This window comes from Vibrio sp. QJM3NY_21, assembly GCF_057785975.1.
Map to the genome: position 1 here is coordinate 1502523 of NZ_CM173514.1, position 12833 is coordinate 1515355.

At 43.5% G+C, this 12833-nt stretch carries 12 protein-coding genes; 6 read left to right on the top strand and 6 right to left on the bottom strand.

What is annotated here, in order from left to right:
* Nucleotides 1-9: 9 nt before the first annotated feature.
* Nucleotides 10-447 (bottom strand): DUF1214 domain-containing protein, encoded by a 438-nt coding sequence (locus tag AC3CID_RS22135; RefSeq protein ID WP_488527482.1) that lies wholly within the window; start codon nucleotides 445-447, stop codon nucleotides 10-12.
* A gap of 308 nt (nucleotides 448-755) precedes the next feature.
* Between AC3CID_RS22135 and AC3CID_RS22140 the strand changes: the two genes are divergently transcribed.
* Entirely contained in the window at nucleotides 756-1118 is a 363-nt protein-coding gene (locus tag AC3CID_RS22140; protein ID WP_054545834.1) for a hypothetical protein, read from the top strand.
* Between the two features lie 47 nt (nucleotides 1119-1165).
* Here the strand turns inward: AC3CID_RS22140 and AC3CID_RS22145 are convergent, their stop codons facing one another.
* Nucleotides 1166-1954, bottom strand: coding sequence for an AraC family transcriptional regulator (locus tag AC3CID_RS22145; RefSeq protein ID WP_488527483.1), 789 nt, complete (start codon nucleotides 1952-1954; stop codon nucleotides 1166-1168).
* A 98-nt stretch (nucleotides 1955-2052) separates the two neighbouring features.
* Here AC3CID_RS22145 and AC3CID_RS22150 point away from each other — a divergent pair, with 98 nt between their 5' ends.
* From AC3CID_RS22150 to AC3CID_RS22165, 4 genes are all read left to right on the top strand, one after another.
* The gene (locus AC3CID_RS22150) at nucleotides 2053-2946 is read left to right on the top strand and encodes a DMT family transporter (RefSeq protein WP_114634747.1); all 894 of its coding nucleotides are present in this window, start codon (nucleotides 2053-2055) and stop codon (nucleotides 2944-2946) included.
* A 194-nt stretch (nucleotides 2947-3140) separates the two neighbouring features.
* Nucleotides 3141-4778 (top strand): peptide ABC transporter substrate-binding protein, encoded by a 1638-nt coding sequence (locus AC3CID_RS22155; RefSeq protein WP_488527484.1) that lies wholly within the window; start codon nucleotides 3141-3143, stop codon nucleotides 4776-4778.
* Nucleotides 4779-5206: 428 nt separating this feature from the next.
* Entirely contained in the window at nucleotides 5207-5710 is a 504-nt protein-coding gene (locus tag AC3CID_RS22160; RefSeq protein ID WP_004732005.1) for an acyl-CoA thioesterase, read from the top strand.
* Between the two features lie 268 nt (nucleotides 5711-5978).
* On the top strand, nucleotides 5979-6251 hold the full coding sequence (locus tag AC3CID_RS22165) for a hypothetical protein (protein WP_114634746.1): 273 nt from the start codon (nucleotides 5979-5981) through the stop codon (nucleotides 6249-6251).
* A gap of 581 nt (nucleotides 6252-6832) precedes the next feature.
* On the opposite strand, the gene malG is transcribed toward AC3CID_RS22165, so the two are convergent.
* The 3 genes from malG to malE form a co-directional block, all read right to left on the bottom strand.
* Complete coding sequence (gene malG, locus AC3CID_RS22170) at nucleotides 6833-7723, bottom strand: maltose ABC transporter permease MalG (RefSeq protein WP_004732010.1); 891 nt, start codon at nucleotides 7721-7723, stop codon at nucleotides 6833-6835.
* 11 nt (nucleotides 7724-7734) lie between these two features.
* Nucleotides 7735-9306, bottom strand: coding sequence for a maltose ABC transporter permease MalF (malF, locus tag AC3CID_RS22175; RefSeq protein ID WP_171327918.1), 1572 nt, complete (start codon nucleotides 9304-9306; stop codon nucleotides 7735-7737).
* An 80-nt stretch (nucleotides 9307-9386) separates the two neighbouring features.
* On the bottom strand, nucleotides 9387-10571 hold the full coding sequence (gene malE / locus AC3CID_RS22180; protein WP_004732013.1) for a maltose/maltodextrin ABC transporter substrate-binding protein MalE: 1185 nt from the start codon (nucleotides 10569-10571) through the stop codon (nucleotides 9387-9389).
* Nucleotides 10572-11235: 664 nt separating this feature from the next.
* Between malE and malK the strand changes: the two genes are divergently transcribed.
* Entirely contained in the window at nucleotides 11236-12348 is a 1113-nt protein-coding gene (malK, locus tag AC3CID_RS22185; protein WP_171307598.1) for a maltose/maltodextrin ABC transporter ATP-binding protein MalK, read from the top strand.
* Between the two features lie 231 nt (nucleotides 12349-12579).
* Here malK and AC3CID_RS22190 read toward each other — a convergent pair whose 3' ends face one another.
* Complete coding sequence (locus AC3CID_RS22190; RefSeq protein ID WP_004732016.1) at nucleotides 12580-12780, bottom strand: restriction endonuclease subunit S domain-containing protein; 201 nt, start codon at nucleotides 12778-12780, stop codon at nucleotides 12580-12582.
* Nucleotides 12781-12833 lie beyond the last annotated feature (53 nt).

Genomic DNA, 12833 nt, shown 5'->3' on the forward strand with positions numbered 1-12833 from the left:
TTATCTACCCTATAAGTACACATACTTCACGAGATAAAAGCTACCTTCTGGGGCTTGTAACCAGTTAGTAGCGTTCACATCACCAGGTCGGTACTTCGAGATTTTGATAAGTAAGCTACCATCGAGTTCTCGATGAAAATTCATATTGTCGATATTAGTAATCAATTGCTGACCACCAGCTGCTATCTCGTCACTTTGTCCGTCAATAATAACAATCGACCACAAATCGCTTTCGGCTTCTGCCTTTGTAATTCGATACGTCAGAGATTGATTATTACTGATTTTTTTGACATCACTCGTCGCTTCAATTTGAGGTTCACTGTCATAAATGAGCTTGGCTATTGCAGACACATCCTCCAACATCGAGCTCGAAGACCATGCAAAACTTGAGAAAAAACCGTTTACAAGAAGAGAGAATAACAAAAGATATTTATTGATATTTTTCATTGGGTTGACAACTGTTAATTGATGCTACTTAGATTCTTTTTTGAACCTATCTCCTTTGCTGCATTAGGTTTCCTTTCCTAGAAAACCATGAATGCAGAGATCATAAATAACCAACAGTGTCCTGAATATGGTTTACAGAAATTCAAATATGACTTGAGAGATTCACATTTGAATTTCTCTAATTCTTTGAGTCTTTAAGTGAAATTAAGCAAACTCAATTCAAACGACATTGAGTTAAAAATTAACGTCTAATGCCAACTCAACATTTTCATTTTGGCTGATTATTTAAATCCCGAGGAATCGATAACATGAAATTCAATATTATTTATCTCAATGATCGACGCTATAAGATCTACGATATCGGAGAGGGCCAAAGTGTGATGTTTATTTTCCACAGAGAGAAAAGCATGGCCGATTTAGAAGATATTGTAAGATTGAAGCTAAAAAAGCATCAACGAGTGATCATTGTCGATCTCAGTGATGATTTCCCCAGTGATATTTCAAAAGTGACTGAGGAAAGTTGCCAAGCATTGATTGAAGATCTTCACCTACTTGCAGATATTTACTGGCTTGACGACGTAGCAGTAGAAAGCGATTACATTAACAAGCCAATGATCGCAACGTTGTCGACCCTGTTAGGTAACAGGTGCGTTGCTTTGACTACGTTATAGTTATGTCGGGGTTTCTCGTCATGTTAGCCATGCGAGATCAGCTCGGGTTACAACAAACGGTTCTTATACTGTTCTGGCGTTTGGTTCGCATAACGTTTGAACATGGTAATAAATGGACTCGCTTGGTTATAACCCAATGTTAGAGCGACCTCTTTAACCGATTGGCCATTTCTCAACAAGTCCATTGAGTAGAGGTAGCGTACTCGCAATCGCCACTCTGTAAAGCTCATCCCAAGCTCGGTCTGGCAGTGGCGAGAAAGGGTTCTTTCCGTGGTGTGGACACGCTCAGCCCAATCTTTCAATGTCACTTCATCGGTTGGGTTTTCTTCAACAGAAGCCAGTATAGGCGCTAGGTACTTATTGTCAGTTGAAGGCAAGAAGTGGTGTTCAACTTCACGCTGCGCAAGTTGGTCGAGTAGTACCTGAACAAGCCTTTGATCTTGTTCTGTTTCCGCAACATTGATTCCACGATCGCGAAAGTCATCAATAATCGAAGACACAATCGGCGTGATTTTTATAAGGCTAGTTTTATCTGGAAGATATTGCGTTAGCTCTGGGGCGATATTTAGCGAGCAGTAGTCCAAAGGCTTACGGTTATAACTGCAATGCGTCACCCCGGCCGGTACCCAAATCGCCAAATGTGGTGGCGCTAGAAATCGGGTGCCTTCCGCTTCCATCTCTAATATACCGCCACTGATCAATTGAACCTGTCCCCATGAGTGGCTATGAACTCGGGTTTCCGTGTTCGAAAGAAACGCTTCAAAATTCATAAATACGTTGGATGGTGCCTTATCTATTGATAAGGATGGGTGAAGGTTTCTTGAGTGTTTTTTCAAACTTGTCTTCCTATCGCGCCTGATGTCTTTCTAAAGATACTTGTAAGTATAACGACCTGTCAAACTAGCCGCATCAACTCATTTGCGACGGAATTCACATGCATTATCTCTTACCATTTTTTACAGTCTGTATCTGGGGCGCCAATGCAATCGTCAACAAGCTTGCTGCAAGCACCATAGAACCTAGCGCAATGAGTTTTTACCGCTGGTTTTTTGCGATGTTAATTCTCACCCCTTTCTGTATTCGCTCAGTTATCAAGCAATGGCCGATCATTAAACCTAACTTGTCTAAGTTGGCTTTCCTTGGCTTCTTAGGCATGGTGTTGAACCAATCTCTAGGCTATTACGCGGGCTTAACCACAACCGCTTCTAACATGGCGTTGATCACCTCATTAGTGCCCTTGATCAGTGTGTTCCTTAGCGTTCCTCTGTTGCACAAGTCGATTTCTAGTTTGAGTATTGTGGGTGGTGTATTGTCACTGTCAGGCTTAGCACTGATGTTAGGCAAAGGCGATCCTCTGTTCTTCATCCATCAAGAATTGACCCAAGGCGATGGCTATATGCTGATTGCAGCCTTTGTTTATGCTTCTTACTGTGTGCTATTGAAACGCTGGAAAATGCCAATCAGTAGCTGGGTGGTGATTTACATGCAGGGGCTTTTTGCTGTCGCAATGTTAGCGCCACTTTGGCTTACCAGCGAACAGCTTTTACCACCGCAACAAGCGATCCCATTAATAGCTTACGCCGCGGTGGCCGCTTCGATTTTAGCACCTTGGATGTGGGTGAAAGCGATTGATACCATTGGTGCGGACTCAAGTGCGATGTTCATGAATTTGATGCCAGTTATCGCAATTGTATTAGCTTCCACTTGGCTTGGCGAAGAGATTAACCAGTTCCACATCATTGGCGGTGTGATGGTAATTTCCGGTGTCATCCTTGCTCAAATCAAAAGAAAACCAAGGCTTGAGGCACCTCTCCCTCAACAAGGCTAAACACATTACCCAACGCTCACATTAGGGTAAATATTCAAACTCACTTTTCTCACAGTGCCTACTCCCGAAGTAGGCACTGTTGTTTTATTCACAAGCCTTTCAAATGCTTTTAATACGCGTTCATTGTGGTTGCAACATGTTACCGACTCAGGTTTAATGCATTGAGTACCGTTTAAGTTGTAAAAGGAATTACAATGACTCAACCAACGATCCCTGTGATCATCTCGTCTCTGCTTGCTTTGTCATCTGCTTCAAGCTTTGCTGCCACTGTTCCTGCTGATGTGACATTAGCTGAAGAACTATTAGCTGAGGAACAACATTTTGTGCGTGGTAATGGCGCAGAGCCCAACACACTAGACCCAAGCTTCGTAAACTCAGGTATGCCCGGTGACATTATCGTCAATGATATGTTTGAAGGCTTTGTGATTGAGGACAGTGACGGGCAAATAATCCCAGGGCAAGCCAAAGAGTGGTCTATCAGCAAAGACGGCAAAACCGTGACGTTTGTATTGAAAGATAACCTCAAGTGGTCGAATGGTGAGGCAGTCACAGCGTCTGATTTTGTCTTTGGTTGGCAGCGCGCCGTGTCTCCTAAAACAGGTAACAACACAGGTTTTGTTTTTTCGACGGCTAATATCGTGAACGCTAGCGAGATTCTATCAGGAGACAAAGCTCCCTCTGAGCTTGGCATCAAAGCATTAGATAAGCGCACGGTTGAGATTTCACTTTCAAAACCTACGCCATACTTTATGAGTTTAATGGGCATCAAGACCTTTTTCCCTTTGCCTGCTAAGTTGGTTCAAGAGAAAGGTGACCAATGGACTCGCGCAGAAAATATCGCGACCAACGGTGCTTACACTTTGAGTAAATGGGTGCCCAACGAATACGTAGAAGTCGAGAGAAACCCAAATTATTGGGATGACACATCGACAGTCATCAATAAGGTAACCTATCTCGGCCTATCCTCTCAAAATGCCGAACTGATTCGTTACCAAGCTGGTGAGATCGATATGACCAATCGCGTTCAGCTTGAGTACTACCAAAAATTAATCCAAGAAAGTCCTGAACAAATCAAAGCGCAAGCTCTATTGGGCTCTTACGTTTATTCATTCAATACACGTCAAGCACCGTTTGATGACGTAAGAGTACGCCAAGCACTCAGCATGGCCGTCAATCGTGAGATATTGGTAGATAAAGTCACTGGTCAAGGTGAGCCAGAAGCATACAGCGTGACGCCGAATAATATTCCTGACTACACAGCTCCTTTATCCGAATTCAATTCTTTAGACAGCACGCAGCGTTTAACAAAAGCCAAAACGCTACTTGAAGAAGCGGGATACAACGAAAACAAGCCGCTCAAATTTACCCTGACATACAACACCAGTGAGAATCATAAAAAGATAGCTATTGCGATTGCATCTATGTGGAAGCCACTTGGCGTAAAAGTTGAGTTAGAAAACATGGAGTGGAAAGCCTATGTTGCAGCGAAGGGAAGTGGCGACTATCAGCTAGCTCGCTCATGGGCATTTGGTGACTACCCAGAGCCTTCTGCACTGTTAGAGGCGTTCACTTGTGGTCACACGGCAAATGAAAGTGGCTACTGCAATCCCGATTACGATGAGCTCTTACAGCAAGCAAGTAAAACGGAAGATCAGTCTAAACGCTTTACTTTATACCAGCAGGCTGAATCGCTACTTAACGAATCTGCAGCAGTTATGCCTTTATATCATTACAATCACACCCGATTAGTGCGAAATACTCTCAAAGGCTTCCCTAACAATAATCCGAAAGGAAATATCTACGCGAAGGATCTATACTTTATTCAAGAGTAAAAATGAGCTGAATAACAAATATTTTTAACTACCACTTTAGTGGTAAAAAGACTAAAATAATTTAACTAAACCAGATAAACAGCGGTTAGTTGGCTAAAACAAAATAAGGTACCGCAATGAGTACCAAACGGCTTAGAAACACCTAGCATTACGCTAGGTGTTTTTTTTTGCAATCGACCTTTCTAGCTGTCAGCTCAACATTTATTGGTTCTTACTCAATATGGTTAGGCACCTGCTCAATCTTGCTTCATCCGCGTTTGCCACTCGCCTCTACCGCCTTTAAACATCAATATTCATCCGTTCGTCACCTGTTTGAAAAAATAGTCTTAATCGTGAGAAACACCGCTTTAATTTATGTCATCTTAAGTATATTGTTATTAGCAAGTAACAAGCATGTTATTCAGCACAATAATAATGAAGGAAGATAGATGAGCAGTAACAATAACCGACCAGATGGTAAACGAGACGTTACTCTGCGTTTTTTAGCTGAACCTGGGGATGTGAACTTTGGTGGTAAAGTTCATGGTGGTGCAGCAATGAAGTGGATCGATTTAGCAGCCTACGCTTGTTCTGCTGGGTGGAGTGGTAAATACTGTATTACCGCTTACGCAGGGGGAATTCGATTCGTTGCGCCAATCCATGTTGGCAACCTTGTTGAGGTAAGTGCGAAGGTCATCTATACCGGTTCATCTTCTATGCACATCGCTATCGACGTTCAAGCCAGCGACCCTAAAGAACTCAACAACCGCCTAACGACTCACTGTATCGTTATTATGGTCGCTGTTGATGAAAATGGTAACCCGACCAAGGTGCCGGAGTGGGTACCAGAAACACCAGAAGACATCGAATTAAGAGATTCGGCTATTCGCCTAATGAACATGCGAAAACAGATCGGTGAAGAGATGGAAGCACACGTTAAGTACCTTAAGTAAACTTCACCAACTACGCTACAAAACCTTATTACAATGCCAAGCACCTGCTTGGCATTTACTTATCTAGCTCTACTCCCCTATTTAAACTCTCACAGACAAAGCTTCGTCTTACCCAACACCGCTTACCTCAATACGACTTGTCTCAATACGGCTTATATAGCGTGATACTTAGCCAAGGGCTGAAATGAAGCCGCTATTGTTTAGCAATTTGCTCGAACTGTAATAAAGTCGTCATTTAGCTCTGGTTAAATACCGCCAATCATAATGGATGTATTTGAATTTCCCGGAGCTACTCTTGAGCGTCACACGCCCCACTCTTAGCGAATCTACACTGAATAACCTCAAGGCAGTTGAGTACCAATGGGTCAGAACCTTGTACGTAGAAGGTTACGATAGCAATGAAATTAACCACTATATCCAGACTTGTTTTGGCGGGGATAACACGTTTGCGGATCTCTTTCGCCGTGTCGCACTCGATCAAGAAAGCATCTATGTGCTGTTGCAGCATCTTGGCTGTGCTCCTTCTAGTAGAGAACTCTAATCACAACATCCGATTCCCTCTTACCTTTGAATGGAAAGATACTTCCAAGCAAACCAACAACTACGAGTGATAGCTACTCACAACACATCAACAGTAGCCCGCCGTTATAGACATTTTCTGTGCAATCAGGCTAATCGTTGCATACAAATCATTGAAGTATCACGCATTGAAATATTAGCAATATATCAATAGAGCAACTGCCCTTTATACTGAGTGTCTGATTTGTGAGACTCGTTCATGTCATCCTGTAAGAGGAATGACGCAGGAGAGATTCGGGAGAGAAGTGACTCGAAGCTTTGAACATGAAGCCGTTATGAGCACAAGAATTGACAGGTAAACGAACATCAAGACAAAGTAGAACGCAAAAAGTAGCAGGCATAAAAAAACCCAAGTAAATACTTGGGTTAGAGTTACAAAAACCACTAATCATTAATAGCGTAAGGAACCTGATTAGTAGCCAGCTATGCGTAACCTGAGGGTTATTTTTATTACTGATCGGCGGCCAAACCAAATGATGTAATAAAAATGCCAATACAGAGCGACCTATAAGGTCGCTCTTTGTCTTTCTTATAGGGTACAGCTTATCCTTTTACACCACCCGACGTCAAACCGCCAACTAACCAACGTTGAGCAAGTAAGAATACGATCGTAATCGGAAGTGCTGATAGTACAGCCGCTGCCGCAAAGTCGCCCCATAGATAGTTCTGAGGATATAGGTACTGCTGCATGCCGACTGCTAGCGTGTAAGAGTTCACATCCGATAATAGGATTGAAGCAACAGGTACCTCACCAACAACACCAATGAAAGATAGAATAAACACAACCGCTAGGATTGGCACTGACAGAGGTAATAGAACCAATCTGAACGCTTGCCACGGCGTCGCACCATCCAGTGCTGCAGCCTCTTCCAAAGAATTATCAATCGTCTCAAAATAACCCTTAATCGTCCACACGTGTAGTGCGATACCGCCTAGGTAAGAGAAGATTAGACCGCCGTGCGTGTTCAAGCCTAAGAACGGGATGTATTGACCAAGTTTGTCGAACAGCGCGTAAATCGCTACCAAAGCCAATACTGCTGGGAACATTTGGAAAACCATCATCGCTTTCAAAATAGTTTCTTTACCTTTGAAGCGCATACGAGCAAATGCGTAAGCCGATGTAGTAGACAGCGCCACAATCAAAATAGACGTAATACCCGCTACTTTTATCGAGTTCCACAACCAAGTAAGTACCGGGAATGGAGGTGGCGTTACCGAACCATCAGCGTTGGTCACTGACATGCCCAGAGCTAATTTCCAGTGTTCCAAAGATGGATTATCTGGAATCAAGCTACCGGTTGCGAAGTTACCTTCACGGAACGAGATAGCAATAATCATTAATAGTGGGAAGATAATTAGCGCTAAGAAGCACCACAACACTGCATGCGTTGCCCACACTCGGTATTTAAGGCCTTTACCTTGTACCATAGCCATTGTCGTGCTCCTTAATCTTGAGTCAGTTTAGTGAAACGTAGGTTTAATAACGCGAGTGCACCAACCAATAGGAAGATAAGCGTTGCGATAGCACTTGCTAGACCAAAGTCTTGACCGCCGCCGCCTTCAAATGCGATTCGGTAGGTGTAGCTTACAAGTAAGTCTGTGTAACCCGCGGGCTCTGAAGTGCCAATCATGTTCGGGCCGCCGTTCGTCAATAGTTGAATCATTACAAAGTTATTGAAATTAAAGGCAAATGCTGCAATCAATAGCGGTGTAAGCGGCTTAATCATCAATGGGAATGTGATTCGCTTGAAATTATCAAGAAAGTTAGCACCATCGATTGCTGACGCTTCGTACAAATCTTCAGGAATCGCTTTTAATAGGCCCATACATAAAATCATCATGTAAGGAAAACCTAGCCAAGTGTTAACAATCAACACCATGGTTTTCGCAAGAATCGGGTCGGAGAACCAGTTCGGGCTTAAGCCAAAGATACTCTCAAGCACCATGTTGATCTCACCAAAGCTCTGGTTAAATAGGCCCTTAAAGATAAGAATCGAGATAAACGCTGGGACTGCGTAAGGCAGAATCAGTAGAACACGGTAGATTGAACGACCCTTTAGCTCTTCCCACTGCACAATATTCGCAAGAATCAGACCAATGGCAAGCGTGAAAACAACCGTACAAATAGAAAATACAACGGTCCAGATGAAGATACTGATGAACGGTTCTTTAATGCCGTCATCTTTCCAAACACGTTCAAAGTTAGCCGTACCGATGTCTACAACAAAGCCTGGAGATATTGTGTTACCAATAAACTCTCCTTTCTCGTCAACCGGTTGGTAGAAACCCACTTCCATGTTTGGTTTCAATACTTCACCAGATTCATTGTTGATTAACGTTTCACCGTCACCTTGAAGGGTGTAAAGCGGTGCGACGGCAGCAAACTTACGCAAGCCACTCATACGGATATCATCACCATCTGGCAAGTGGAAGTCTACACCACTGATCGCAGAACGGTTTTGGATGATCGCTTTGATCTTCTCTTTTTCACCTTGTACAGATTCGATTGCAGATAGGTCCATCTCTGTTGCTGTCATACCTGCCAGAGAAAATACATCAGTTGCTAACAGCTGGTCGCCATCTTTCACAACGATCTGGTGACCGTTATCTGTTTTGTACAAAGTAAATGGGTAACTTTCACCGCTTTGGAATGAACGGTCTAAAAGAACGGTTTGAGTACGCTCTAGAGAGAGCTGGTTTTTTGCGCTGTAGTTAGTAAACGCAAGCCCGACGGTGTATGCCAGTGGGAAAAGAATGAATAAAATCATTCCGGCAATACCTGGGTAAATATAACGGTGGGCGTAAGTTTTCTTACTACCAAAAATGTAAAGTGCCAAAGCCGTTAAGATCACAGTAAGAAGCGCAAATGCGAGCTCACCGCGAGAATACATTAAAATTGTAGCGTAGCCATTAATTAAGCCAACACTACCAAGCAACCCCCATTTGATGAAGACGCTTTTACTGCTTGGAAGGCTTGATGGTGCCGGGATCGCATCTGAACCTTGAACTGACTGCATAGAGGAACCTGCTAACGATATAGATAAAAAATAGAAAAGTAAGGAGAGGTTACCCCCTCCTTAAAGGTAGAACTTGAGTATTACTTAGTCATTCGAGCTTCAGCACCTTTCAGTGCTTGATCAACAGTTTGGCGGCCATCAACAACGTTGCCGATCGCTTCTTCCATGCTGTACCAGAATGTAGTGAACTGAGGGATGTTAGGCATGATTTCACCGTTCATCGCGTTGTCCATTGTTGCGGCAATACGCGTGTCACTGTCTAGTTGACGTTGGAAAGAGTTAAGAGCAACTGCGCCTAGTGGTTTGTCATCGTTCAAGCTTTTCATACCTTCATCAGTTAGTAGGTAGTTTTCCATGAACTCAACGGCTAGGTCGCGGTTTGGAGAAGCAGTGCTGATACCACCCGCCCATACACCAACGAAAGGCTTAGACGCTTTACCGTTGAACTTAGGCAGTGTTGCAACGCCGTAGTCTACGCCTGCTTTCTCGATGTTTGCCCAGCCCCAAGGACCATTGATTGTCATTGCAACGTTACCCGCAACGAATTCAGACTCAGCAACTGAGTAGTCCATGTCTGCAGAGATAACTTTGTCTTGTACCATCTTCTCGATGAAACCTAGAGACTTTTGAACACCATCAGTCGCTACGCCCGCATCTTTAATGTCGTAACCTTCGGCTGTTTGTTTGAATGCATAACCGCCGTCAGCTGCTAGTAGAGGCCATGTGAAGTAAGCGCCGCCACGTAGAGGCCACATGATCGCTTTCTTACCGTCTTTTTGAAGCTCAGCGTTAAGTGCTGGGATTTCTTCCCAAGACTTAGGTGGGTTAGGAACAAGTGCTTTGTTGTAGATAAGAGAAACTGACTCAACCGCTACTGGGTAAGCGATTGTTTTACCTTCGTAAGAAACAGCGTCCCATGCGAAGTCTACGATACCTTCTTTAGTCTCTTTAGAAGGTTTGATATCAGCAAGAAGACCCGCTTCTGCAAAACCACCAAAACGGTCGTGAGCGTAGAAGATCATGTCTGGGCCATCGCCAGCCGCTGCAACTTGAGAGAACTTCTCTTCTAGTTTATCTGGGAAAGCCACTGTTACTTTAACACCAGTGTCTTCTTCAAAGCGTTTGCCTACTTCAGCCATTCCTTCATAAGCTTTATCGCCACCAACCCAAATAGTTAGTTGACCTTCTTCGATAGCAGCGTTTGCACCAAATGAACCCAGAGCCACAATTGTGCCTAGAGCTACAGCGCTTAGAGCGTTTTTCATGTCAATATCCTTTTTATATTTATACGTAGGGCGCATTCAATTAAGACGAGCCAGTTTTCGAGGTTATGATCTGAGAAAACAGTCCCTAACTCATCATCCTAGCCACTACGCCCTAGCTATTATGGCTTAATTTCGTGATCGTCATCCGGTCAGATTAGAGAGCGAAGTCACAAAGTGCATACTCATCGTGATCCACATCACCGTTATGTGGTGAATTTATTTGAACTGGATCGCTAATTGGGAGCAACCCCATTTATCTACTCCTCCCCTCCTACTCCCCCTCGTTAAATTTTCATTGGGAGGATGTACGATTGCGCCAATTCACCGAAACTGCATCCATCCAAGAGTGGATAGTAAGAACCCTTTACCAGCGAATGTTATGCGTGAAGCATTGTTCATTTAGTTGGCTTCACTGCCCGCTGTTGTCTTTATTAAGCATCAAGCTAAATCTGTGATTGAATCACGGGGGAGATTTAGCTGGATGTGGGGGAAATAGGCACCAGTTTGGCTATGACGGGTGGGCTTGGTTAAAGAATCCAAGTCTCACCCACTTTTTTTCTTACTCATTCAATACTTACCAATTCCTACAGTTACTGCTGACCCAAAAATTTCTTATAATGATAAGCAGTAAAACTTAAAATTTGATCGATCGAGGACTAGCTAGATGGCGAGTGTCACGTTAAAAAACGTTTATAAATCATATGGTGATGTACAGATTTCTAAGGACGTAACCTTAGACATCAACGAAGGTGAGTTCGTAGTATTCGTTGGACCATCAGGTTGTGGTAAATCGACGCTATTACGCTGTATCGCAGGTCTAGAGGACATTACGTCTGGTGATTTGTACATTGGCGACCAACGCATGAATGACGTTGAGCCTTCAAAGCGTGGCGTAGGTATGGTATTCCAATCTTACGCGCTTTACCCTCACCTTAACCTTTACGACAACATGTCTTTCGGCCTTAAGTTAGCAAACGCAAACAAAGCTGAAATTGATAAGCGTGTTGAACATGCTGCAGAAATCCTTCAGCTTGGTCACCTTCTTGAGCGTCAGCCTAAAGCCCTATCTGGTGGTCAACGTCAACGTGTTGCTATTGGTCGTACTCTAGTTTCTCAACCAAACGTATTCTTACTTGATGAGCCTCTATCTAACCTAGATGCTGCGCTGCGTGTTCAAATGCGTTCGCAAATCACTAAACTACAACGTCAACTTGGTTGCACTATGATCTACGTTACCCACGACCAAGTGGAAGCGATGACAATGGCCGATAAGATTGTTGTTCTTGATGGCGGTTATGTTTCTCAAGTGGGTAAACCTCTTGATCTTTACCACTACCCTCAAAACCGTTTCGTGGCAGGCTTTATTGGCTCGCCGAAGATGAACTTTATGTCTGTTCACATCGAGCAAGCTGAAGCAGAACGCGTCCAAGTTCAACTTTCTAACGGTATGACTTTCTGGATCCCTGTTGATGGTACGACTGTCAATGCTGGTGACCGTATGTCTCTGGGTGTTCGTCCTGAACACTTGTTGTCTGCTGAAACAGGTGATGCGACGATTGAAGCTGAAGTGATGATGGTCGAGAAATTAGGTAACGAAACACAAGTTTACCTAAACCTCGACAGCGCAGATGCTGACGTTATCTATCGCCAGCCAGATACGTTGACGATTGAGTCTGGTGACAAACTAGCGATTGGTATTCCTGCGCACCGTTGTCACTTGTTCCATAGCGATGGTCGAGCATGTCGTCGCTTGTACAAAGAATACGGCACCGACTAGTCGGTTCGCCTTTTTAAGATATAACTTGCCCATATCGAATCCCTCTTACCAAGTAAGGGGGATTTTTTTGTTTAAAGGCGCCAACTACTTTCGCTTTGATTGTTTAACTTTGCGCACAGCTCAGTTAACTTATCGCGCAGCAATAAAAAAGGCCTAGCGGATGCTAGACCTTTATCTGTTTGAGCTAAAAAGCCACCCCATCTAAACGATATAGGTTTGCCCTGCAGAAACTTAGTGGATTGGCGTATCACTTGTTTTGTTGAACTGGCCAAAATGCTTTTCTAACACTTCTGGTGTTAGTTTGCCTTCCGCTTCTAGTCGCTTAAATTCAGCAACGATCGCTTTTTGCTCTTCAATTGATGGCAGTTTTACTTCTGGCTCATCGCCCATCTCTTGAGTCATCTGCTCTAGTTCTTTTTCAAAATCGCTCATGATACTTACCTAAATATTAAACCTAATCAGATTTTACTCATTTACGCTCTGTG

What these genes read in the sequence shown, in the direction of transcription:
- AC3CID_RS22160 (WP_004732005.1), top strand. Translation starts at nt 5,207, where the DNA reads ATGAGCAGTAACAATAACCGACCAGATGGTAAACGAGACGTTACTCTG.
- AC3CID_RS22190 (WP_004732016.1), bottom strand. Translation starts at nt 12,780, where the DNA reads ATGAGCGATTTTGAAAAAGAACTAGAGCAGATGACTCAAGAGATGGGC.
- AC3CID_RS22155 (WP_488527484.1), top strand. Translation starts at nt 3,141, where the DNA reads ATGACTCAACCAACGATCCCTGTGATCATCTCGTCTCTGCTTGCTTTG.
- malF (WP_171327918.1), bottom strand. Translation starts at nt 9,306, where the DNA reads ATGCAGTCAGTTCAAGGTTCAGATGCGATCCCGGCACCATCAAGCCTT.
- AC3CID_RS22140 (WP_054545834.1), top strand. Translation starts at nt 756, where the DNA reads ATGAAATTCAATATTATTTATCTCAATGATCGACGCTATAAGATCTAC.
- malE (WP_004732013.1), bottom strand. Translation starts at nt 10,571, where the DNA reads ATGAAAAACGCTCTAAGCGCTGTAGCTCTAGGCACAATTGTGGCTCTG.
- AC3CID_RS22165 (WP_114634746.1), top strand. Translation starts at nt 5,979, where the DNA reads ATGTATTTGAATTTCCCGGAGCTACTCTTGAGCGTCACACGCCCCACT.
- malK (WP_171307598.1), top strand. Translation starts at nt 11,236, where the DNA reads ATGGCGAGTGTCACGTTAAAAAACGTTTATAAATCATATGGTGATGTA.
- AC3CID_RS22150 (WP_114634747.1), top strand. Translation starts at nt 2,053, where the DNA reads ATGCATTATCTCTTACCATTTTTTACAGTCTGTATCTGGGGCGCCAAT.
- malG (WP_004732010.1), bottom strand. Translation starts at nt 7,723, where the DNA reads ATGGCTATGGTACAAGGTAAAGGCCTTAAATACCGAGTGTGGGCAACG.
- AC3CID_RS22135 (WP_488527482.1), bottom strand. Translation starts at nt 447, where the DNA reads ATGAAAAATATCAATAAATATCTTTTGTTATTCTCTCTTCTTGTAAAC.